At 44.9% G+C, this 23,150-nt stretch carries 24 protein-coding genes; 11 read left to right on the top strand and 13 right to left on the bottom strand.

The annotated features are described in order from the left end of the window. A complete protein-coding gene (locus EGV92_RS07965) occupies positions 1 to 669 on the top strand; it encodes an HNH endonuclease (protein ID WP_131668669.1) in 669 nt (222 codons plus the stop codon). Positions 670 to 947: 278 nt separating this feature from the next. Here EGV92_RS07965 and EGV92_RS07955 read toward each other — a convergent pair whose 3' ends face one another. From EGV92_RS07955 to EGV92_RS07945, 3 genes are read right to left on the bottom strand one after another with little or no spacing between them, the layout of a single operon-like run. Further along, positions 948 to 1,547 (bottom strand): GDYXXLXY domain-containing protein, encoded by a 600-nt coding sequence (locus tag EGV92_RS07955; protein ID WP_131668668.1) that lies wholly within the window; start codon positions 1,545 to 1,547, stop codon positions 948 to 950. Then, the gene (locus EGV92_RS07950; RefSeq protein ID WP_131668667.1) at positions 1,544 to 2,719 is read right to left on the bottom strand and encodes a DUF4401 domain-containing protein; all 1,176 of its coding nucleotides are present in this window, start codon (positions 2,717 to 2,719) and stop codon (positions 1,544 to 1,546) included. Before EGV92_RS07950 ends, EGV92_RS07955 begins: the two co-directional genes overlap by 4 nt. Continuing rightward, positions 2,712 to 3,875, bottom strand: coding sequence for a DUF2157 domain-containing protein (locus tag EGV92_RS07945; RefSeq protein WP_131668666.1), 1,164 nt, complete (start codon positions 3,873 to 3,875; stop codon positions 2,712 to 2,714). Before EGV92_RS07945 ends, EGV92_RS07950 begins: the two co-directional genes overlap by 8 nt. A 707-nt stretch (positions 3,876 to 4,582) precedes the next feature. Between EGV92_RS07945 and EGV92_RS07940 the strand changes: the two genes are divergently transcribed. Beyond that, a complete protein-coding gene (locus tag EGV92_RS07940) occupies positions 4,583 to 5,296 on the top strand; it encodes a YidX family protein (RefSeq protein ID WP_165525591.1) in 714 nt (237 codons plus the stop codon). A 412-nt stretch (positions 5,297 to 5,708) separates the two neighbouring features. Next, the gene (locus EGV92_RS07935) at positions 5,709 to 7,244 is read left to right on the top strand and encodes an alkaline phosphatase D family protein (RefSeq protein ID WP_131668664.1); all 1,536 of its coding nucleotides are present in this window, start codon (positions 5,709 to 5,711) and stop codon (positions 7,242 to 7,244) included. Between the two features lie 327 nt (positions 7,245 to 7,571). Here EGV92_RS07935 and EGV92_RS14095 read toward each other — a convergent pair whose 3' ends face one another. The 3 genes from EGV92_RS14095 to EGV92_RS07920 all read right to left on the bottom strand — a co-directional run bounded on the left by EGV92_RS14095 (position 7,572) and on the right by EGV92_RS07920 (position 11,523). Further along, positions 7,572 to 8,975, bottom strand: coding sequence for a hypothetical protein (locus tag EGV92_RS14095; RefSeq protein WP_207401757.1), 1,404 nt, complete (start codon positions 8,973 to 8,975; stop codon positions 7,572 to 7,574). A gap of 887 nt (positions 8,976 to 9,862) precedes the next feature. Continuing rightward, positions 9,863 to 10,474, bottom strand: a complete 612-nt coding sequence (locus tag EGV92_RS07925) for a nitroreductase family protein (RefSeq protein ID WP_131668663.1) — start codon at positions 10,472 to 10,474, stop codon at positions 9,863 to 9,865. Next, a complete protein-coding gene (locus EGV92_RS07920) occupies positions 10,471 to 11,523 on the bottom strand; it encodes a DMT family transporter (protein WP_131668662.1) in 1,053 nt (350 codons plus the stop codon). Before EGV92_RS07920 ends, EGV92_RS07925 begins: the two co-directional genes overlap by 4 nt. 94 nt (positions 11,524 to 11,617) lie before the next feature. On the opposite strand from EGV92_RS07920, the gene EGV92_RS07915 reads away from it, so the two are divergent. After that, on the top strand, positions 11,618 to 12,163 hold the full coding sequence (locus EGV92_RS07915; protein WP_131668661.1) for a MarR family winged helix-turn-helix transcriptional regulator: 546 nt from the start codon (positions 11,618 to 11,620) through the stop codon (positions 12,161 to 12,163). 95 nt (positions 12,164 to 12,258) lie between these two features. On the opposite strand, the gene EGV92_RS07910 is transcribed toward EGV92_RS07915, so the two are convergent. Further along, positions 12,259 to 12,798, bottom strand: coding sequence for a DinB family protein (locus EGV92_RS07910; protein ID WP_131668660.1), 540 nt, complete (start codon positions 12,796 to 12,798; stop codon positions 12,259 to 12,261). 191 nt (positions 12,799 to 12,989) lie between these two features. Here EGV92_RS07910 and EGV92_RS14205 point away from each other — a divergent pair, with 191 nt between their 5' ends. Beyond that, the gene (locus EGV92_RS14205) at positions 12,990 to 13,145 is read left to right on the top strand and encodes an HPP family protein (RefSeq protein WP_242678669.1); all 156 of its coding nucleotides are present in this window, start codon (positions 12,990 to 12,992) and stop codon (positions 13,143 to 13,145) included. Between the two features lie 96 nt (positions 13,146 to 13,241). Here EGV92_RS14205 and EGV92_RS07900 read toward each other — a convergent pair whose 3' ends face one another. After that, entirely contained in the window at positions 13,242 to 13,592 is a 351-nt protein-coding gene (locus tag EGV92_RS07900; protein WP_207401756.1) for a GFA family protein, read from the bottom strand. Positions 13,593 to 13,789: 197 nt separating this feature from the next. Beyond that, positions 13,790 to 15,214 (bottom strand): aminotransferase-like domain-containing protein, encoded by a 1,425-nt coding sequence (locus EGV92_RS07895; RefSeq protein ID WP_131668659.1) that lies wholly within the window; start codon positions 15,212 to 15,214, stop codon positions 13,790 to 13,792. Positions 15,215 to 15,491: 277 nt separating this feature from the next. Between EGV92_RS07895 and EGV92_RS07890 the strand changes: the two genes are divergently transcribed. From EGV92_RS07890 to EGV92_RS07875, 4 genes are all read left to right on the top strand, one after another. Continuing rightward, positions 15,492 to 15,677, top strand: a complete 186-nt coding sequence (locus EGV92_RS07890; protein WP_131668658.1) for a LysE family transporter — start codon at positions 15,492 to 15,494, stop codon at positions 15,675 to 15,677. A 14-nt stretch (positions 15,678 to 15,691) separates the two neighbouring features. Continuing rightward, positions 15,692 to 15,955: a hypothetical protein gene (locus EGV92_RS07885; RefSeq protein ID WP_131668657.1), complete on the top strand. Its 264-nt coding sequence runs from the start codon at positions 15,692 to 15,694 to the stop codon at positions 15,953 to 15,955. A 68-nt stretch (positions 15,956 to 16,023) separates the two neighbouring features. Further along, complete coding sequence (locus EGV92_RS07880; RefSeq protein WP_131668656.1) at positions 16,024 to 16,998, top strand: EamA family transporter; 975 nt, start codon at positions 16,024 to 16,026, stop codon at positions 16,996 to 16,998. Positions 16,999 to 17,043: 45 nt separating this feature from the next. Then, the gene (locus EGV92_RS07875; protein ID WP_131668655.1) at positions 17,044 to 17,769 is read left to right on the top strand and encodes an aspartate/glutamate racemase family protein; all 726 of its coding nucleotides are present in this window, start codon (positions 17,044 to 17,046) and stop codon (positions 17,767 to 17,769) included. Positions 17,770 to 17,800: 31 nt separating this feature from the next. Here EGV92_RS07875 and EGV92_RS07870 read toward each other — a convergent pair whose 3' ends face one another. After that, positions 17,801 to 18,040 (bottom strand): DUF2798 domain-containing protein, encoded by a 240-nt coding sequence (locus EGV92_RS07870; RefSeq protein ID WP_131668654.1) that lies wholly within the window; start codon positions 18,038 to 18,040, stop codon positions 17,801 to 17,803. 262 nt (positions 18,041 to 18,302) lie between these two features. Between EGV92_RS07870 and EGV92_RS07865 the strand changes: the two genes are divergently transcribed. Continuing rightward, entirely contained in the window at positions 18,303 to 18,734 is a 432-nt protein-coding gene (locus EGV92_RS07865; protein ID WP_131668653.1) for an SRPBCC domain-containing protein, read from the top strand. 413 nt (positions 18,735 to 19,147) lie between these two features. Here EGV92_RS07865 and EGV92_RS07860 read toward each other — a convergent pair whose 3' ends face one another. The 3 genes from EGV92_RS07860 to EGV92_RS07850 form a co-directional block, all read right to left on the bottom strand. After that, on the bottom strand, positions 19,148 to 19,822 hold the full coding sequence (locus EGV92_RS07860) for a 7-cyano-7-deazaguanine/7-aminomethyl-7-deazaguanine transporter (protein WP_131668652.1): 675 nt from the start codon (positions 19,820 to 19,822) through the stop codon (positions 19,148 to 19,150). A gap of 235 nt (positions 19,823 to 20,057) precedes the next feature. Further along, entirely contained in the window at positions 20,058 to 20,264 is a 207-nt protein-coding gene (locus EGV92_RS07855) for a hypothetical protein (RefSeq protein ID WP_131668651.1), read from the bottom strand. A gap of 450 nt (positions 20,265 to 20,714) precedes the next feature. Then, a complete protein-coding gene (locus EGV92_RS07850) occupies positions 20,715 to 21,761 on the bottom strand; it encodes an NAD(P)H-dependent flavin oxidoreductase (RefSeq protein ID WP_131668650.1) in 1,047 nt (348 codons plus the stop codon). A gap of 213 nt (positions 21,762 to 21,974) precedes the next feature. Between EGV92_RS07850 and EGV92_RS07845 the strand changes: the two genes are divergently transcribed. Next, positions 21,975 to 22,952, top strand: coding sequence for an alpha/beta fold hydrolase (locus EGV92_RS07845; protein WP_131668649.1), 978 nt, complete (start codon positions 21,975 to 21,977; stop codon positions 22,950 to 22,952). The last annotated feature ends 198 nt before the right edge of the window (positions 22,953 to 23,150 follow it).

The raw sequence follows: 23,150 nt of genomic DNA, 5'->3' as shown, positions 1-23,150 counted from the left end.
ATGTTTAATGTGGTAAGGAATGGAACGACCCCTGTCTCACTAGCCAGTAGACGAAAGTATGATTCTGAAGATGTATGGGAAGCTTTAAACAAAGTATTCCACAAGAAGTGCTATATTTGCGAAACTAGGGAGCCTCATGACATTAATGTTGAACACTTCGTACCACATGAAGGAAATGAAGATTTAAAATTTGATTGGAGCAATTTGAACCTCTCCTGTTCACGCTGCAATAATATAAAGCTTGTTAAGTACAATGATCTTCTAGACTGCTGTGATCCTAATACAGATGTGATTAGAGCTATTAAACGTTTACCTCCATCAACTCCATATGCAAAAAAACTTCAAATTGAAGCTCAACTCGATGACGATAAAACTAAGCTAACAGCTGAATTGTTAGATAAAGTATTTAACAGTAAACACACACCGAACAAAGCGATTACATCTGCATTTTTAAGGAAGAAAGTATTTGATCAATACAATCTGCTTTTAGAGCAGTTAAACAGATACTATGACCCAATGGCTTTACCAGAAGAAAAGACAATTGCTGTTGAGAGAATCAAACTACTTCTCAAACCGTCGTCTCCATATAGTTCATTTATAAGTTGGTGCATTATTGAAGATGAAGAGTTAGGACCTATACTGAAAGATTTTATTGGCGTAGCTGAGTAGCGTTTCTATGTAAGTTAGACAAAGTAAGGCTGATAAATAGTTTACTTCTGCTTTAGTCAAATTGTTTTCGGATAAAAGCAAGTTATGGTTTTAGTAATAAGAGTGAGTACCACTCACTCTGACTCTAAAGAAGAACCAAAAACCTAAACCTTCAACAGCACCGTACCCTGCTTACCAGCCTTCAATTTCCCATCTACCGCTTTTAGGATATCCGACAAATCAAAGACCGCTTCAACGGGTAGCTTTAATTTACTACTTATAGTACTCTCCATTAACCATCATTCCGGCGCAATCACCTCAAAATCATCCCCAGCCAACCCTGTCAATAATGGCTCGCCCTTGTCATTAACACGAAATATCCCAAACTCGGCCTCTTCATAGGCTTCGCCGTGCCCTTCTTGAAAGAAGAAAGCATTGGTGGCGAACTTCACCTGACCATTTCGCACGCGGTAATACAGCGCCAGCTCATTGTCTGCAAGTTTCTCGGCATCCGAATTATTCACTAATCTTGCGAAGTGACCTACGTCATGCCTATCTTTGCTCACGATGACTTTGCCTTCGGTATTTTCAAGGTATAAGTCATCACTTTGCTTGCCCAATGCTTCACGAATATCATCATCAATGGCGAAGCTGAGCGCCATATAATCACCCTGCATAAAGCCGCGTGGATCGACAGGGGCGAGCTCCAATAGGACAGTATCGCCGGTAGCAAGGTGCAGCTCATACTTAGCGATGGTGGTATTCATTAAAGCCAGAATAATAACGAGTCCCAGTAAGGCTATGCCAATGTTTACCGAGCGCCTTTGCCAAAAGGGGTCGGGACGGCGAGGAGGTTTGGGCGGTGCATCGACATGAGCAGCTTGTCGTTCAGTCTTCATGATGAGGTCTCCTCACGGTGGATAGGCGCGGGCGTTCGGACAGTTGTAGCGTCATTATTATTACCAATATTGAAATATTGACTCACCAATAACCAGCGCATTATGAACATGCCTACACCGATGAGCAGCATTGATCCGGCTTTAAGCAGTAGGCTAGTATCGAGCTGATAGTAATACCAAAAGACGTAGCCCACTAAGGCGAGAATACCCAGCGCCATTAGCACTCGTTGACTATTGGCCTTTGCAATAACGATCACCAGGCTCGCGGCAAGTAGCCCAGACACATAGACAGAAATCATACCTAAGACGCTGATGGCGCAGATAATGATAAGCCCTGAAGGGGAGATCAGCTTGGTGTTATAGCGCCGTAATATCAGATGCGTGGCATATAAACTCGCCAAAATAAGCAGCCCCTGCGCCAAAGGGTAATGATAGCTAAAAATAGCGCCATGACCGACAATGTCGTGACCAAATTCGGCAGCGATAAAATAGACTGAGACCATTAAGAGCATAAGCGCGCTGGCATAGCTTATAGCTCGGCTGACCTCTGATATACCGGCGCGCCAATTGACAGGGACACTGCGCAAGATAGCATAGCGATTCAGTCCAACGGCACTGGTTATTAACGCTAGAAGTCCCAAACTTACCTCAGCGGCATTATAAAAGTTAAACAGGTAGATCAAGCAGCCCAAAGTGATAAAGCTGCTTAGTAATCGGTGTAGAAAGTTGGGCATAGCGATGGTCAGCGCGGCTTGCACTAGCAAAAATAGCCAGACGCCCAGCGGCATCTCAAGATCAAAGCTAATCAGGGCCGCAGCTAAAAATCCCTGACCGGCAATACTAATGGCAAAGGCGAGGCTACTCAAAAAAGTATTGCGCCCTCGACTTACCTTAAATAGCCCAAAGCTTGCGCCGATAAGGATGACGCCAATGATAAGCTGCGCGCTAGCATCGTCTAGGATTGAGGACATGAGTAAGACAAAAAAGCCAATCAATAATAGGCCTGAGATAAGCCCGCTAAAACCGAGAAACAGCTGTAAAAACCAAGGGGTATCATCAGCCTTATCTTCAACTGTATGAGCTGATAAGACGGGATCAGATTGGGGCGAGGGCTCAATAAGGCCGACCTGCTGTAGCTTGGCGGTAGTATCATCCATTTGACGCTTATTCACAATGACCTCGCAGCTCAGTAGTGGTCGTGGTGGTCTGAAGCGCAACGCGGCGCAGCCAAATAACCGCGCCTGAGCTAAGAGCGATCAATAGCAGAGCCAATACCAGGAAGCCGCCTGAGTCCCAGCGCCTAAGCAAGGTGTTCGCCAGCCAAACCATGATAACAACGACACCTGAGCCGCAAAGGTAGGTGAGCATGAGTAAATCAATTCGAGCTTTATAAAAGCGCCAAAACATAAAGGCGCTCCAAGCGATCCAAAGGAGGATAGAGGCTATAGTCGTGAGTGAAACGCTGTGATTGACGTCAACAATAGCGAGACGGGTCGCCCAGTACGTGCTCAGCAAGCCGACAACATAGGTGCTCCAGTGGTAGCCAATTTGTACATTGAGAGCGTTGCTTGTTGCGGCACTGTTGTTAGATAAATTGTTGTTAGATAAATTGTTGTTAGATAAATTGTTGTTAGATAAATCGTTGTTAGGTAATTTGCTAGGAACTTTACTAGGAATGTTGATAAGCGCCTTGTCAGTAGTTGGCTTTTTATCCAGCCAAAGCAGCCAAAGATTAAGGGCGATAAAGTTAAGGGCGGTCAAGGTAACAAGGTAGACGAAGGCCTGGTTAAAATAATTGACCCCAAAGAAGGTCGAAACCGCGGTGTAGAGCATCAGGCTGGCATTGATAAGCCCTAGCCACAATAGCCAAAGTGCTGGCATGCGAGCGATCACTACCCACGGCACTATTAATAATGCCCAATTGGCGAACAGCTGCCACGTATCAGCCCCTGTCTGATACACCTGACCAAATAGAGCGAGCAAGCTACCGGTGATAATACTGGCGATAAAGAGTAGTAGCTGCTGGGCCAGCTGAAACTTGCGCCGATAGGCCAAAAATGTAAAAGCAGCAATAGTGAGCACTAAAGCGCCCTCAACTAAGGCAAATTTACCCGACTTGCCCAGATACAGCCAGTTATAAGCGATAAAAAATACCAGTGCTAATGCCAGTGCAACCACGCCGATAATAAGCAATGCCTTGTCAAAAAAGGCTAACCAATCTCGCTTGTTAGGGTATACCTCAAGGTAGGAGGCAGCGGTATTGGCATGCTCTGGTGGAAGGATACCTTGGGCGGTGAGCTTGTCTATAGTTCGCCGTTGCTGCGTCATAGCGGCCTCTATGGTGACGGATACCTATTGATCATTAACAATCGCTAGTTCACGGCCAATAAGTAGGGTCTGGTGGGAGTGATTGTTATTATTGTGAATAAAAAAGTAGCTTTTTATATCGCTTTTTAGCTAGCTTTCTATATGTGTACTATATAGCTACTACTCACATAGTAGCGGGTTTTATTTTTACGAGACAAGTCAATAGTGAAGTTTTGTTCGATTTATTGTTTGGTATGATGCCTATTATTACCACAAATAGGGGCTTAGATACCATATACAATTAATCCTATTTAAGACTGATACGTAAAAGAGTAGCTAATATAAATTTGCTGGCTAGACGTCATGAGATGACTGAGGCAGGCATGAATTTATTCCAGCGACTTTGTGTCAAATCTAAAATGGGTTGACTATATTTTACTAGTGTGGCCCTATAAATTCAGGCATTACAGTGCAAATATTATTATAACGCCTTGATAGACAGGCTGTTAGAAGGTAACCACAGTCTAATAAAGATGTTACTGAGTGCAGTACTGTAGTGGGCTTATTAAGTCTAAGGCAATGACCTCTGCCATATAATCTGTAAATTACGTTGGCTTTAAAACTACGAATAAGTGATTGTTAACGTTATAAAAACGGTGATAGGATACTCAAATTAGTCAAGGATAAGGAAATAGACAATGAAAACTCAAGGTATATCAGCCAGCAAAATGTTAGTTTGTAAGTCAGCTGCCGTTGCTATGATGGTGAGCCTATCAGGCTGCGCTACTAGCTCGTTGTTAGAGGGAAATCAAACTCCGAATAGCAGCGCTGTCAGTAACTCCACTGCAAAACAGGTTTTGGTTGAAGATCAACTGGTTGCTTTTGGTCGTCCTGCGCAGCCGCTGGCGAATATGCCTAGCAATAGCGTGGTTATCGTTGGTGAAAAGCACAGCTACGTACTCACCCAAGGCGGGCCGGAGATGGTCAATATTTTGACCAACCTTACCCCGCAAAATATCCAAGTCGATAACGATATGACTTTTTATTCGCCTAAAAATGATGGCTACTTTCAAGGTCAGATGAAGCTGTCTTATGCCAAGCTAAAGGATGAATTTAAACGTTCAGATTATCAGTTCTTTTTACAAAATGGCGGGACGGAGTGTACCAATAATAGCGACAGCCGTATCGGCGCGCAGCGCTTTTGCTTTACTGTACCTATCAAAGGCGGCGTCTACCCACAAGTCAGTAATCTGAGCCTAATTCAGTCCAAATACAAAGCGCTGACTAAACCTTATCCGGTGACGATTTATACCCAAGCACAAGCGGCGCAAGTGTCACAAAAGGGGCCAAACGGCGCGCAGAAGCTGGTCATGTTACCCTTTGCTTTGGCCTTTGACGTGGTGACTTTTCCCTTCCAGTTATTAGAAGGTGTGTCAAAGTAGGGTTGATTCAAATACTGAATAATTAATTCGACTTATTGATATTTAGACAGGTTTAGACAATAAAAAACCAGCCGACATCTTGGAATGTTGGCTGGTTTTTTTGTGGGTGTTGATAATGAATGGCTATAAAGGTAGCCGCTAAGCAATCATCAAGATGATAATCCCTATAGCAAGCGAGTTAAAAACTAAGCTCTTATTATTAAAATCAGTGTATTAAAATCAGTATCTTAATTTGCTTAAAAAGGCAGGTAAATAATCCACATTGCAAAGTTAGCGACGATTAAATCTTTGAGCTCTACATTAAACCTTAACAATAACGATTTAAGATGATTCACACAATCTAGATAAGGGTAGATAGGATTGCTGTTAGCGAATTGAGTGGCTTCACACAATTAATCATTGAGGATAAGTAATGTCTTGTAATCGTCGTAACTTTTTAAAGCTATCTGCGCTAGCCGGGACAGCCATAGGGTCTACTTCTGTATTTGCGATCAAACCAGATCGCCCGCTGATACCTTATGGCGTGCAATCGGGTGATGTTGTCAATGGTCGGGCAGTGATTTGGAGTCGCACCAATCGACCTGCTCGAATGATAGTCGAGTGGTCCACTACCCCGAGTTTTAAAGCCGTCCAGCGCGTGGTAGGCCCTGCCGCATTTGCGGAAAATGACTTTACCACCACGGTAGATCTACAAGGTCTACCTGCTGGCGAGCATATATTTTATCGAGTGAGTTATAGCGACCTAGCCCGAGCTAAGAATGAGAGCTATCCTGTGAAAGGCCATTTCAAAACTGCGCCAGAGCAAAAACAGGATATTAAGTTTCAGTGGTCAGGTGATACGGTAGGTCAAGGCTGGGGCATCAATGAGTCAATCGGTGGAATGAAAATTTATCACACGATGGCTGAGAGTAGACCTGATTTCTTTATTCACAGTGGTGATAATATCTATGCCGATGGCCCTCTTGAAGCGCGTGTCGAGCTGGCAGATGGTAGTATTTGGCGCAACATTGTCACTGAAGCTAAAAGTAAAGTCGCTGAAACGCTTGATGAGTTCCGTGGTAACTATATCTATAATTTAATGGATAAAAACGTTCGGCATTTTAACTCGCAAGTGCCCATAATCTCGCAGTGGGATGACCATGAAACCACCAATAACTGGTATCCCAATGAGTTCTTGACCAATGATGATCGTTATAAAGTAAAAAGTATGCCGCTGCTATCGGCGCGCTCTAAAAAGGCCTTTATGGAATATATGCCCATGCGCCTGTCAGCGGATGAAAAAGAGCGTATTTACCGCAAAATTCCTTATGGGCCGTCGCTAGATGTGTTCGTTGTTGATATGCGCAGCTATCGAGGGGATAACTCAGACAACCGTCAAGTCAAACCCAGTGAGGACACTGCCTATATGGGGCGCGAGCAAATTACTTGGCTAAAAAAAGGGCTCAAAGACTCCAAAGCGACTTGGAAAGTGATCGCAGCCGATATGCCTATTGGCTTGATGGTCAGAGATGGTGATGTGGCTGAAAACTCATCGAATGGCGATGGTCCGGTACTGGGACGTGAGCATGAAATTGCAGACTTACTAAAATTTATCAAGCATAGCGGTATCAATAATACAGTCTGGCTAACGGCCGATGTTCACTACACGGCTGCTCATTACTACAATCCCGATAAGGCGCAATTCCAAGATTTTAATGGCTTTTGGGAATTTATATCAGGGCCATTAAATGCAGGTACTTTTGGCCCAAATAAGTTCGATAATACCTTTGGTCCTGAGCTTAAATATGTTAAAGCACCCGAAGAAGGTCAATCTAATTTGCCGCCAAGCGCGGGAATGCAGTTCTTTGGTGAAGTGATGATTGATGGCAATAGTGAAGCAATGACCGTAAAGTTAAAGGACTTATACGGGCAGACCTTGTACAGTAAACAGCTTGATCCCATCGTGTAATTCAGTGATGACTTCATTAACAACGATTGCGTTATCGCTTGGGTTCTATAGCGAGTTCGTTTCGTTCTAAAAGTAGTTCAGTGACACTGGGATGGATTTTCGTAGCTTTTGTCTGTGTGCTCACAGTCAGCTAGAAAAAAAGTTACCAGTGTCAGGATTGAACTTATTCAAATCATTTTTGATGGCGACTGACTATCACATAGTCTGACAGTAGTCAGTGAAAAAGTAAGCTGGAGTTTTGTCCAAATAGCATTAAAAAAACGGACAAGCAATGTGTCCGTTTTTTGGCCTAAATAATACTAACTACCAAAGGTATAAAACCATTCATTAAAAGGGTAAATCTTTTTTAGCCACTGACACATTTTCTACTTTAAGTCTATCTAGTACAGCGGTACGATTTAAGTAAGGATCGTGAGTAAATTCTTGCTCTGCGTAACCTTTTTGATAAGCTTTACCCTGTGCAGGAACACCTTCTGAGTTTAACGCTACAGCGTATAAGAACTGGTTCCCACTAGTATTATCTGCCCGATAATTATTAGGAACATTGCTAAGATAGATTACTTTTTTATCTGCTATAGTCTTAACACCTTCAGTTAGCATTACCGGCGTTGTATCATTTTTAATGGTTGTACCACAGCCTGTAGCTAACTTATATCGAGTGGCAGTAGAATGATTTTTGTCAAATACAATACCTGCTGACCAGTCCATAGGATAAAAGCATAGCACTGACTCTTTTGAGATGTGCTTACTGCGATACTCACCTAAGGTCTTATAAACATTCCCGTCATCACTCTTATCCCAGGTACCACGCTTATTTAGACTAAGGTATTCACCTTTGATTAGGTTTATTTGAGGTACATACTTTTTGGCATCTGCTGAATAGGTTACGCCCCTTGAGTGATTATTCGCTAATGATGTGGTGGGTAGTGTCAGTAAGAATTTGGCATCGCCGATAGTATAGGCAAGTGATCCATTGTCAATAACAGCAGGGGTATTTTTCAAATCTAGCTTAGTCGTTAACCACTTTTTCCCATCACTAACCAAGCCATAAGAATCATGAAAAAACGGATTATAAAAGTTGCGGTCATCACGAATTAAGGTGATTTTTCTCCAGCTTTGCTTAGTTGGTTCATATATCCAGTTCACTGAAACGATATTTTTACTGGCTGAATCATATTTATACTGAGTAACGATTTGGCAATATATTGTTTTGCCTAGGGCATCAGTGTTTTTCCCATCACACTCATACTTACCACTGCCAAAGCCTAAAATAGTAGATGATGTGACTTTATAAATGCCCTGGTCTGCGAGTGTTTGAATAGCTGCCTTATTTTTGTTTAATGCCAATGGTTGATCATTACTGGGTAATGTGGGCAAGCTGTTCGTATCCACCAACGTTTCAGTTGGTTTTGGATTAGTTGGCTTTGGATTAGTTGGCTTTGGATTAGTCGGCTTTGGATTAGTCGGCTTTGGATTAGTCGGCTTTGGATTAGTCGGCTTTGGATTAGTCGGCTTTGGATTAGTCGGCTTTGGATTAGTCGGCTTTGGATTAGTCGGCTTTGGATTAGTCGGTTTTGGATTAGTCGGTTTTGGATTGGTTGGTTTTGATGCATCTACACTATTACTAGATGAGCTACCATTATCAGAAGAGTCGCCCCCACAAGCAGTCAATAAAAAAGGGGTAGCTAAAAGGGAAGCAGTAACAATTTTTCTAAGATCAAAAGTTTGCATGACTAAGCTCTTAAAGATTAATGAATTTATACATACTATACATTTAACATTCTTAATATAAAACAACTTACTAACTTTGAGTTCTTAATTTTTCATTTAACCACTTTAAAAACTTATCTGAAGTCATCGATATATCTAAGCGAACATGCGTGCCATGCGTACCCGTTGGGCTAAACAAATGACTGGGCGCAGCCAACCATTTGATGGGCCGCCAGTATCAACTCAGCAGTGTTCATCCCACCTCGATCCATATAAATAAGCCAGGCTGGCACTGTGAGTACGGTGATGGGTTTGGTGGTTGAATAAGTCTTGCATCAGCAGGTAAAACGGCTCAGAAACGGCATTGTTATTAGTACTATTAATGTCTGCACTTTAGCGACAGGTCAATGGCTCATAGTAGTCGGTCTCTCTACCGTCTCTTGAACCAAATTGCAAATGAGCGTATCACAAGACTGCCGAGCCTCTATGAAGTCTGGTAACGACGGAAATAATACCTACCGAATACCCTCTATCGAGGGATGGTCCGCCAATTTCTTTAAGCTATCAAACCCCTCAGGATGGCAAGGATGGGTGTTGAGCCGCGCAAGATCAAGTCAATGACCAAGGTATGGTTCATCGTTCCGAGTAGGGAGGTAAATTCCGCGCCTTTATCCTGCCACAACACTTCCTTAGGCAAGTCTGCGATGGGCCTTACAGGTTTGCTGATTCATTTGCGTGTTGTAAGTGGCTAGGTTGTTAAATAGAGATGGCACCATTGCAGGCGACTCCTGATTAACTCGATAAGGGTAAAATAAAGGTAGGCTTCTAGTGGGTAACTTACCAATAGCGGCTGTCTAATAGGGTAGCCTCCTTGTTTTGATAGTAAAAAATTTACCCAATGGCGTATTTTATAGAATGGTTAGCTTATCTACGACGGGCAGTCGCTGTTTAGAAGGAAACCTTGGAACAGTCGTTGTTCCCACAGTAACTAACATCACCGGCAGTAAGTACTCAGGCAAATCAAAAGCCTCTTGCAGTGCTGTAATATCGAAGCCACTCATTGGCCCTGTCGCAAACCCCTTACTTTCAGCAGTCAGCATCAATACCATACTTGCCAGTGAAGCACTTCGAATAGCCTCATCGCGTCTAAGTTGAGGGTTGTTAGGATGACTGTTATTTATCCCTTCAATAAAGCTGGTCGCTAGGATCTGTGGTAGTGTGCCCATATCAATACTTGGCTGTAAGGCTGCTGGCAGGCGCTTATAGCCATCCATATCCCCGCAAACGATAAAGGTGACAGCGGCAGATAGAATCTGCCTTTGCTCATAGGCAACCTGACATAACTTGTTTTTATGTTCAGGAGTGGTCACTGCAATAAAGTACCAATTTTGCAAGTGATAAGCAGACGGTGCTTTCATCGCTTCGGTTACAAGCTGCTCGATAGTTTGCCTGTCAACTGACTCATTAGCGTCATAATCGTAGTAGGCGGTTCTTTGGTTTAATAGCGCTGCTAAATTCACGGTTTACTCTCCTTGTTGACATTGATGTCAGTTGGGGTGGTTGAATCAGTTGTGTTGATTGAATGCGTTGAGTAGATGGCGTTATCTTGCTTAACAGGCTTCTTATTGGCTTTATTACCATCACGTTGGACGATAAAGACGGCTACCAGTACAATAATAAAACCGAGGCTTTGTAGTAGTGATAACCGCTGATTTAAGACCACCCAACCGATCACGGTCGCCGTAATGGGACTAAACGCACCTAGAATAGACACCGCCACAGAGGGCAGTTTTTCAATACCGCGAAACCATAAGCTGTAAGCAATAAGAGAGCCAAAGATTGCGAGATAGGCATAGCCTAGTAGGTTATCCGTCGTTAGATTGGTGGGAAAGGACTCCTGCCAAAAGGCCAATGGCAATAGCATCAGACCGCCAAATAACAATTGCCAACCGGTAAAGGTTAGATTGCTGACCGGTGGTTTCCAGCGCTTGGTCAAATAAACACCGACGGCCATAGATACGGCGCCTAGAACGGCGGCGAGCAATCCTATTGTGTCCCATTCTGCTTCAGGCGTAATTAACAACATGGCCATGCCGACGATAGCGGCCAGAGTAGCCAATAAGGCGACCGAGCGAGGCGATTGATGCTCAAAGCGCCAGATTAGCGCCATAATAATCAAGGGCTGAACCGCGCCAATAACCGCTGCAATACCGCCAGGCAGTCGATAAGCGGCGACAAATAGCAAAGCTTGAAAGCAGCTAATATTTAAGAATGACAGTATGAGTATTCGCGGCCACTGGTGAGATTTGGGCAGTTTTCGAGCCCATAGTGTCAATAAGATACCAGCGGGCAATACTCGGAATAACGCAGCAAATAACGGTCGGTCGATTGGCAAATATTCTGTAGTGACGATGTAGGTCGTTCCCCAAAATATGGGTGCTAGCATCGTTAATAAAGTGTTTAACCAATATTTTGGTTCAAGGGGATTAGGAGACAAAGTGCTTAGCGGGATGATTGGTTGCGGTAAGGAATTAGAAGACGTCTTGGGGTTTGGCGCTACCTGTGTCATAATTTATCTCTACATTAAGATAAATATATACTAGATGATTTTATCTCTATGTCAAGATAATATTAGACAGGTTTTATATCAGGAGAAAGTCATTATGGCAGTGAAACAAAACGCAGCAGTTAGCGATGATAATATCAAAGCTCCAGATGCGGTAGAGCAAATTATTGCTCAGTGGCAAGCGCAAGGTTATGGCAGTGAGCAATTGCAGGTGATGGAAACCATCGGACGTATCAAACGTCTTGAAGTCATCATAATGCGTCAGTTGGCCACCAACTATAAAGCCAAGTTTGGACTGAACCATTGGGAGTTCGATGTGTTAGCGACGCTGCGACGCTCGGGAGAGCCTTACTGCCTAAGCCCTACCGCATTATTTGACAGTATGATGGTCAGCTCGGGAACGATGACCAATCGCTTACAGCATCTTGAAAAGAAGCAATTGATTGAACGGGTGGATAACCCTGAAGACAAACGTAGCTTATTGGTCAAATTAACAAAAGATGGCAAGCACCTCATTGAAAAAGCCGTATCGTCACATATTGTTTTAGAGAATGAATTATTGAGTGGACTCAGTCAGGAAGAAGTGGTTATTGTGAATATGCTGCTCAAGAAAATGGAAGCGACACTCCCCATTAATAGTTAATTAATTATCTTTATATAGAGATAAATTGCAAATAATTATCAACTTAGCTAGCTAACGTTTAAGCGTAAGCTTGTCTTGCAGCGGGGTGGTTATAACTATGCTTGATCAATCAACACCAACAAATCCGTCTCGCTCACATCGATGTCCATTTGCTTGAGTAAAGTCGTCACTTGACCACGGTGATGGGTTTGGTGGTTGAATAGGTGCAGCAGTAGCTGTGAGAAGGGTTTGCTAAATTGAGCACTTTTGCTATTGGTATAAGTCAGAGATTGGCTCAAATCGACCTCAGCTAACTCTTTGATGAATTGAATAATTATGCTGTCTAATTCAAGACGACTATGAGTGTAATCTTCTTTGCTGTTATAGAGGGTTTGGGTTAATTGGCTCGGTAAGGTAAATTCTGACAATTGACTTAGAGCGTTAAAACCATTGGCATCGTTGGGATGACCGTTAAAGCGGGTCAACCAAATTAAATCGCCGACCATAATATGATTGAGCGTCCCCAAAATCGAAGCAAAGAACGCGCCTTTGTCTTGCCATAACGCATCATCTGATAACTCAGCAATACTGGCGCAGATTTTCTGGTTCATGCTGGCATTATAGTCGGCTAGCAGCTGGAAATGAGGTTTGAGCATTGTCTTTGATGACCCTATACTTTAGTTTTCTATAGCATGAGTTAGCCGTGTCCTACGAGCATACGCACTGTGCTATGAATATCCCAGTCTAAATCTCGCTGCTCAGTTTGTGCCGCTACCATAATCCCTTCCCCAACTATAAATAAGCGATCGGCTATTTGTCGTGGGCTGGATGAAGCCCATTAATCGTGATGATTGGCGGGGCCAGTTGGCAGTTTTTATTAACGCCAACGCTGCTAGGCTCTATAGTGCTGGTCATGGTGGCGCTGATTTACAACAATTTAGGTAGCGATGTAATAAATAGTAATGAGGACGAAAAGAGGCACTATCCGACGTATTGGTGGTGAGATAATCTTCACGCTGAGCCTAACGAGTCATTAAGCCTCCCCTTCGAGACAGGTTTTGATAGTAGGGCTAAGCTCACTCCAGTTGGCTTTATAAGCTCAATAGATTTGTACATCGACATTAACAGGCAAGTCTTCATCAAAGGTTGCAATCGCCATCTCAATCTCATCAAGTGACGCGTCTTTACTTCTAAAGCCGATGCTAGAACCACAGTGCGAGCAAAAAGTGCGGATAGTACCGTTAGGCGCGACGAAATCCTTGAGTTGCTCTAGTCCCGATAGCCAAGTTAATCCTTCCACATTGACCAAAGTGGCAAAGGCCGCACCATGAAACTTGCGGCACATGGTGCAATGGCAGTTACCGACCGTTCCCCTAAATCCGGTAATACTAAAGCGGACTTGTTGGCATAGGCATGAGCCGTGGTAACTTTTTATAGGCGTTTCTGTCATTGTTATTCCTTTATTAAAATTATAAATATAGGGGTTGAGGCAACCAGTTCTTAAACTTTATCACCAGTTTGATAGGCTTGCTGAAGTCAGTTAAATAATTGCTGATTAACATAGTAATTTTCTTTACCAATTTTTGCTTATTTAGAAAAACGTGCACAAATAATCGAAAAATTTGTGCACGTCCGACTCATTGGGCTCTAACGTGCATCGCTTTTAGCGGTTTGCTGTGCACGTTCTTCTAAATACCTCCCCAACCACGCCAAAAACTCACTCGAAGTCGTCCCCACATTCAGCCGCAAATGCGTCGACGCCCGTGCGTCCGGATAAAACAGCTGACCGGGCGCAACCAGCCAACCATCCTGATAAGCATCCAATGCCAACTGACCCGTATCTTGCCCAGTGTCTGCCCAGATAAACATACCGGGCTGCGTATGCTCTGGATACTCAATACCGATATTGGGCAGAGCCTCGCGCAACGTTTGGTGCGCCGAGTACAAATGCTGCTGTACTTTATTGAGCTGCCGTCGATATTCCCCCTGCGTCCATAGCTTATGGATGACGCGCTCGCCAAACTCCGGCGTGGTCATATTGCTGAGCGTCTTCATGCGCAGCACCCCGTCGATAAAGCGCTCTGGACTCACGAGCATACCCACGCGCCAGCCGGATGCCATCGACTTTGAAAACCCCGTCGCATAAAACACTCGCTCGAACTGATCGAGACTGGCATAGCGCAGTGCTTGACCGCCCGGTACAAATGCGGCGTATAAGTCGTCTTCAAAGATATAAGCGTCATGCTCATGGATGAGGTTGAGCACCTGATGGGCGCGGGCAGGGTGCAAGTTACAAGAGGTCGGGTTGTGCAGCACGCTATTGGTCAGATAGAGCTTGGGATGATGGCTGGCAAAGAGCTTTTGCATGTGTTCAATATCAGGACCGAGATGGTCACGCTCGACAGCCACGACGGTAAAGCCTTGCTGCTGCAAGCAACTCGATAACCAAAACCAACCGGGCGCATCCACCATCACCGTGTCGCCAGGTTGCAATAATAATTGTGAAACAACGGTGACGGCTTGCGAGACCCCAGCTGTGGTGATGATGGTCTTGGCACTGGTCTGCATACCGAGAGTGTCCAAATGCTGCGCGAGCTGCTGACGAAGCGGCAGATAGCCCTGAATCACGCCGTAATCATAGATAAAGCTGTCGGCTTGCTGGGTCACTTGGCGGATGGCCCACTCCATCTTGTCATTGCGAACCCAGTCATTAGGGAGCACGCCGACCCCTGACGCCCTATGACGGGGAATGTCGCTAAACACTTGCTGCGTCAGCCAGCGGGTGTCGATAACAGGTTTTTCTACGACAGATTCTATCGGGCTGCTGGTCATGGCTTGCGGCCGCACGTAATAGCCAGAGCTGGGTTTGGCAATGAGCACGTTGGTCGCGACCAGCTGCTCATAAGCTTGGCTAATCGTAAAGCTGGACACGTCTAATAGCTGGGCCAATTTACGCACAGAGGGAACGCGCTGATTGGGCTGATAGATGTGCCAGTCAATACGCTGGCAAATCCACTCTTGCACCGCAGCAGTCTTGGTCAAATTAGGATTTAATTGATAAACATCAGGCATAGTTAGGCCACTATCTCAAAGCAATTGTTAGGGTAAAACTAACTATACACTTTGTTAACTGTTAAGCAAACCGTATAGGGTCTGTTATGGTCGCAGGCGCTATAGTCGTTGTTAGTCCTTATTTAAAGCAATTATAAGAGGCAGTTATGATAAGTGGTTATGGAGACAGTCATGTGGACTAGTGCGATGACAGGATTTAGCGGAAGTTTGGCTGCACTGGCTATCTTTATGTTGGTCAGTTCAATCACGCCGGGGCCAAATAACTTAATGCTATTGCATGGCGACGTTCATCGTCAATCATCCCAGCATCATGCTGACCATTAAAATCCTTGGCACGTTGTATCTATTATGGCTGACCCATCAGATGGCACGAAGTGACTTTAGCACTATCGTCAACGATGCCTTAAACCGTGAAAAATTGGGGAGGGTGCGGCCAAGCAGCGCTTTGGTGAGTTGCCCTTGAGCTTTGGGCAGGCCATGCTATTTCAGTGGCTCAACCCTAAAGCGTGGACGATGACCATGGTCGCGCCCAGCTTGGCCATGATGCATAACGGGCGATTGTGGCTGGACAATTGGCCACTGCTTATGATGTGCGCCCTTATAAATATTGGCTCAATTGGTTGGTGGGCAGCAGGGGGTCATTGGCTGCGAAAGCTGGTGCATTTGCCGCGAGTGATGAAAGTGATTCACGCAGTAATTGTAGTGATGACGGGATATTGTGCGGTGTCGTTGTGGATCTAAATTATTGATAAATAAGTATCTCGTCTGAGTCTTAACCCATTAACAATTATAATAAGGATTAGGTAAAAATGACCCCACTTCACCTTTTACTGGCTGTTATTGTCACCCTTATCTGGGGTATTAATTTTACCTTTATTGCGTGGGGCCTTGAGAGCTTTCCGCCGCTAATGCTCAGTGCCATGCGCTTCTTTTTTACCGCCATTCCGCTGGTACTATTCCTTAGGCCGCCCAAGTTTAACCGCACTTTATTCGTTTATGCGATTGGCACGTTTGTCATGCAATATGCCTTTGTGTTTACCGCCATGCACCTTGGGGCTTCGGCTGGCCTGACCGCCTTACTTTTGCAATTACAGATATTTATCACCGTACTGCTCGCTTATTTTATGCTGGGCGAGCCTGTTAGCCGAATGCAGATAGTCGGCATGGTCATTGGCGTATTGGGACTAGCGGTGATTGCTGCCAACTTAGGGGGAGATATGCCGCTGCTTGGGTTTATTTGTATTCTGATTGCCGCTACAGGTTGGAGCTTTGGCAACATTGCCTCTAAACAAGCCTCCAAACAGGCCTCGCTATTGCGCGCAGAACTCGCGGGTAGCGTAGCAAATGCAGCTTCACTATCAACTTCGAGATCCGCTTCAATATCAGCGCCTTTATCGGCACTGTCATTGGTGGTGTGGGGCGGCTTGATAGCCTGCGTCATTTTGACCATTGCCTCATTGATATTTGAGACCGCTGCTTGGCAAGTCGCCTCCTTTACCGAGGCGTCAATGAAATCATGGCTGTCTCTTGGCTTTATTGTTTATATTTCTACTCTGATTGGCTTTGGATTGTGGGCATTTCTGCTTAGCGAGAATACCGCCTCAAAGGTGATGCCGTTTGCGCTGTTAGTGCCCGTATTTGGTATGGTCACCTCGGTGTTATTAACCGGAGAGGTGGTGACTTGGTGGAAGATGCTGGCGATGGGATTGATTCTATCGGGATTAGTATTGGCGAATTTAAAGCGCAGCCATTTTACGCGCAAGGCGAAGGCTACGTTAAGTTGATTGATTTAGGTAATAGCTAAAATTTAATAGTAATAAGGAAAGATTATGAACAAGGTTGCGCAGCAACAACGCACGATAGGCATCATTGGCGGCATGAGCTGGGAGAGTACGCAAACGTATTATCAATTGATTAATCAAGGAGTAAAACGGGAATTAGGCGGCCTTCATTCAGCGGACTTGCTCATTCACAGCTTAGACTTTGCCCCTATCGAAGCGTTGCAATCACAGAACGATTGGGAAGCGATGGCAGGAATTTTGGTGGAGAGCGGATTGCGCTTAAAGCGAGCAGGGGCGCAAGGGCAGCTCATTGCCACCAATACCATGCACAAGGTCGCCCATGAAGTGCAAGCGGCAACGGACTTACCCTTAATTCATATTGCAGAGGCGACAGCAAAGGCGATTCAAGAGAAGGGACTGACCAAGGTCGCGCTACTGGGGACTAACTTTACCATGACCGAGGACTTCTATAAGCAGCGTTTGGTTGAGGCCGGACTGAGCGTAATAGTACCCGAGGAGCTAGCTCGTAATGAGGTGCATCGCATTATTTATGAAGAGCTGTGCCAAGGTAAGTTTACTGAGACTGCTCGCCAGCGTTATGTCGAAATTATTGAGCAATTAGCGGAGCAGGGGGCGCAAGGGGTCATCCTAGGCTGTACCGAAATTGGACTGTTAATTAAACAATCTGATAGCCCGATACCCGTATTTGATACGACGGCGATTCATGCAAAAGCAGCGGTTGAGTTTTTATTAACAGACGCTAATTTAGGCTAAGTTTTAAGCTTGCAAGCTGCTGAGGTAGTCATCACTCATCACGATGAAACTCAATGCGGCTTAGCACGTGCTCTTGGATGAGATAAGCACAAATATACGCGCACGGCCACGCGACCATGAAGGCCAAACTCCACGAATGCAGCAAGTCGTCAATGAAGTGATCGCTCCAACCAATTTTGATCAACAGCAAGACGGTCGAGATAATAAACGACATCAATATCGCCATCATCCCCGTAAAAATTAAACGATAATATTTAGCATGAATACGCATGACAAGCGGCACCTTTATCCATTAAAACCCTTTATTTATCAAGACCCTTTTAACTCATAAATAGCAGCTAAGCCTTTGCTAAAATCAGTCACGATTAGCAAAAAGCTGAATATAATAAAAATAATATCTAATATTCGCCACAAATTATTGCTTTAGTACTAGGAAATAATGCTATTTTAAGACGCTAACGTTGGTTTTATAACGTTTTGATGATCTCCTATACTCGGTCTCAATTTAGACCATCCCTTTGCAAGGAAGCCCTATGAAAGAAGTCAGCAAGTCCATCAGGATTAATGCCCCACTCGATACTGTCTGGGGCGTCTTGATAGACTATCAAGCATATCCTCAGTGGAACCCGACCATTCGCCACTTGGGTACGAACAATAAAGTGGGCAAAAAGTTTAAACTTAAGATCACTACCCCCAAAGGCAAGACCTTGAGAGTACGTCCTAAGTTACTAGAATTTAGGGAAAAAGACACTTTTCGCTGGAAAGGCAAGTTACTGCTTAAAGCGATCTTCACAGGAGAGCATTACTTCGAAGTCAAAGACAATAAAGATGGCAGCACGACCTTTGTGCAAGGCGAGATTTTCAAGGGCGTTATTGTACCCGTTATGGGCGGGCTAATTAAAGATTTAGAGCAAAGCTATGTGCTTATGAATCAGGCACTGAAGGAGCGCTGCGAGGCATATTAGCAGAGGGAATTGAGCTGGTGGAGAGTGGCCGCTCACTGGTTCATATCCGTTGAAGGTGACCAAGCGTTAGCGTGTAGCAAGCTGCAGATATAAGCTGTAAGTTCAAACTGCAAATCTATCCCCAGCCCTTCTAGCATAGCTCTACATCTTGCGCTTCGGGCAAGTATTCACAGGATACTTGCTTATCCTCGCTCATGCTTTAAAAAGCAAGGAAGTCAGCTCTATTGAAATTTAAATAGAGTTAAAGTCGCCCTTTGCAAAGGCGGATCTAGGGGCGTTTTATATACACCGCTTACAGAAATAATGCTGTTCACTTCGAACTCGGAGTTATTATCTCGTAGGTTTCACTACGTTGTACCCACGCTAAGACTGTCTGACTTCAATGTATTCTACTCAATTGTCCTATTCTAACTTTATTTCCCTGCCAGCAGCTTCTGCAACTTGGCTAATATCACGCCATATAGCGGCAAAAAGATAAACACCCCCATCAGTAGTTTAAATGCGTAATCCATCGTGCCGATTTCGATCCAATTCGCTGCCATAAAAGGGTCGGGGCTTTTGTAGAAGGCAATAGCAAAAAAGCACAGACTGTCCACCAGATTACCAATGATCGTCGATGCCAGAGGTGCAATCCACCAGGTCTTTAGTTGGCGCAATTTGTTAAAGACTTGGATATCTAAAAGCTGCCCGACGACATAAGCGCTGAAGCTCGCTAAGACAATGCGAAAGACAAACAGGTTAAAATCGAGCAGATGCTCGTGACCGATAAACTGACCATTGGCGAATACCACAGAGAAATAATAGGAGATGGCCAGCGCTGGCAACATGGCAAAAAATATTATCCGCCTTGCCAATTGCCGACCGAATATTCGCACAGTCAGATCAGTAATGAGGAATATAAACGGAAAGGTAATCGCGCCCCAAGTGGTAATAAAGCCAAAGATTTCGAGAGGCATCTGCACCAGATAATTACTGACAGCAATGATAAAGATATGCAGACCGATAAGCCAAAATAAAGCTCGGTTATAGCCAATGGTTGGGATTTGGTGGTTTGAGGGGCTAGCAATGATGGTTGGGCGAGTGCTCATATAAGAGTCCTTTTTTTGAATCAGGGTTGAGGGAACCTGAGGGGCGCCAATTATAAAGCAAATTGCGATAGAACGAAATAGGGACGCTGGGTAGGGCTATGTTAATGACAAAGGGCAGGATCACAATGCAAGAAGCTAAAGTCGTGCTAATAGTTATCCTTGTGACAGGTTTAAGCAGCCTACTATGGCTTGGGCTTTTTAATTCTAAGCACCGTACTATTAATCCGTAATCCCGTCAGTCCTCAATACCGACCCAGCCCGCCTTTGGATATCGTGCCCCTGCAATATTGTTTGGGTCAAATAATGCGTCTAACTGTACGATTTGTACGCTAGACAAAACAATATCGGCCGCGCTGCTAGGGTTCGTGCTGTCGCAGATTGGCTGGTCAAGGTATTCAAAAAAGAGATGTGGAGAGATTAGACGAAAAAAAGCAAAAGCCAAAACAATGGCCTTAATATCTCAGATCTTTAGACAGGGAGAAATATGCGTCTCACAGGTAGACGCTCTGTCATGACTATGGCCGCGCCTCGTCCCTCGGCAACAGCAAAAGCTGACTGCGGCAAATTGACGCCAATCTGCGTCTACCAGCACTGATGTTAACTACTAAAATGTCGCCAAGCACATTAATGATCAACCAAAGACTCTTAGCATTAGACTGGTAATAAAAAAGCCAATCGGAAAAGCAATCGCGCCTGAATTAGGCATCAAGAAGTTTTTTAGTAATCAAAGCTCTAATCACGACCACTACGATATAGTAAGCTCGTTATAAAAACGCTACAGCGGTACGGGGATGAATTTTTTACAGCCTCTATCAGCACACTCGTAGCACGCTAGAAACCTTTATAGCAGTTGCGCCTCATATTTCGATGACGTTCTTTTCTTTAGACTCGATTACACCTCTCTAACCAATCGCTCCATTAACTCTGCCGCACTCTCTGAGCGTACCAAACTTACCCCTTGACCGGCCCACATCGATAGCTGCTCGACATCGCCAGCTTGGCTAGCCTCGGCTCTCAAATTTCTCGTCATTGCATTAAGCTGAGGATAGGGCGGTAGGGTCTGAGCAGCATCGTACTGCGCATACGTTGTCAAGTAGTCATTGATGAGGGCGCGCGCAGGTTTACCGGAGAACAGTCTAGTGAGCCGCGTCAATGCAGGGCGCTCGCCTTGCGCCACCTTGAGTAACGTGTCTTTATAAGCGCGGTTAATGCCGGCTTCGTGTGTCGTCAAAAACGCCGTACCCATCTGTACCATCTCCGCCCCTGCCGCTTGTGCAGCTTTAATCGCTGCCCCAGTCATGATGCCACCAGCGGCAATAAGGGGTAGCTTAGTAACTGCTCGGGCTTGGGTGATTAAGGTGAGTAGTCCTAAGGGGTCGGTGTCGCTATCTGCTAGCCAGCCACCGCGGTGGCCGCCTGCTTCTACGCCCTGAACGCAAACCGCATCTGCTCCAATATCGGCCCAAGCTTTGGCTTCCAAAGGATGGTTGGCTGTACCGATGACCTTGCTGCCTACCTTGTGTAACGCTGCGACTTGCTCCAAGTTGATAATGCCAAAGGTAAAGCTAGCGACGGGAACAGGATTGTCGAGTAGAGCTTGGAATTGTTCAGCGAAACTTTGCGCAGGACGACTAGGTAACGCTACCTCAATGTCATTATCGGCATAGTGCTGTGCCAACCATTGCGGCATGGCCGTATCGACGGTTGAAGACTCTGTTTCGCTCAGTACCATTAGATTGACCGCAAAAGCCTGAGAGGTCAGCGACTTAATGGTATTAATCTGCTGGGACAGTGTCTCAGGTGGGGTCATCCCTGCCCCTAGCGAGCCTAACCCACCGAAGTTACTGACCGCTGCGATTAGTTCGGGAGTCGTTGCTCCGCCAGCCATTGGTGCTTGCACGATAGGGCAGCTCATGCCCAATTGTTCTAACAAGCTCATCTTATTTTCTCCTTTCATTGATGCCCTGACTGCCAAACACTCAAGTTACTGTACCGAAAAATTGAGCGAAGAGATATGGTTATTATTGATTAAGGATAATAGTGTTAGGGTCGTGATAAAGGGTGATGGCGCTAACGAGTTCTCACTTCGCGCTTGTCCAGCGACTAAGAATCTGCTTTAATCGAGTCTTAATCACTAAGCAATGAGTAAATTGTGAATAGAAATCCTGTTAATAATCTCGTGCGCCTAGGTCTTACGGCCATACTATATCTATCTATAGTAGGCTGCACTACGCCCAATAGCCTTACCGTCGCCACCACCCAAAAGCTAGTTCAGCTCGAACGCCATAAGTCCGATTTAGAGACCAAAGCCTTTACGCTAGCCTCCGGCGATAAGATAACTTATTTAGAGGGCGGCAATCTAACAGGTGAGCCTTTATTATTGGTTCACGGCTTTGGCGGTAATAAAGACAACTTTACTCGTATTGCAAAGCAGTTAGGCGATTATCATCTCATCATCCCAGACCTACTAGGCTTTGGTGATTCTAGTAAGCCTGCGCAGGCAGATTACCGCAGCGATGCCCAAGCGCAGCGGTTGCATGAGTTATTACAGGCCAAAGGGTTAGATTCGGCCATTCATGTTGGTGGTAATTCGATGGGTGGGGGCATTAGTGTCGCCTATGCAGCGATGTACCCTGATAACGTCAAAAGCCTGTGGTTGCTCGACAGCGGCGGCTTTTGGTCAGTAGGTCTGCGTGAGGAGTTTCAAGACTTAGACCCAGAAGATAATCCACTATTAATTGACAATGCTAAGGATTATTTTGCGCTGTATGACTTGGTGATGTCCAAGCCGCCTTATATTCCTAAGACGGTGCAAGCGGTCTTTGCTCAAGAGAGTATCGCCAATCGCGATCTGCAAGCCAAAATCATCGATCAAGTGCTTGAAGATAATGTAGAGACGCGCGCTCAAGTCGTCGCTGAGCACGATATTCCCACGCTGATCGTTTGGGGCACAGAGGATAAGGTACTAAAACCAGAGACCGCTGAGCTGATGGTGGAGCTGATGCCGAACGCTAAGGTAATAATGATGCCAGAAGTCGGACATGTACCGATGATTGAGGCAGTAAAAGATACAGCGAGTGCGTATATAGAATTTCGCCAACAGCTAAATAATAGTATTAAAGGTCAGTAAAGCGCGCCGATAGACAAGGATGTCAGATACTAATGCAAAAGCAGTTATTTAATAATTAGTGGCGCTATAGTTTACTGCTAGGAATGGTAGTCGGTTGATCGAGTCACAAGAATGTTGGCAAGTTATGGACAGTTATCATTCGATGCATACTAAGTCGTGAGAATAGAGATTCAAAAATAGCTTTAAATCAAGCTATAC

This window comes from Psychrobacter pygoscelis, from assembly GCF_004335015.1.
Taxonomy (GTDB): Bacteria; Pseudomonadota; Gammaproteobacteria; order Pseudomonadales; family Moraxellaceae; genus Psychrobacter; species Psychrobacter pygoscelis.
Note: the sequence above shows the minus strand (reverse complement) of the source record. Positions and strands in the feature narration are given on the sequence as shown.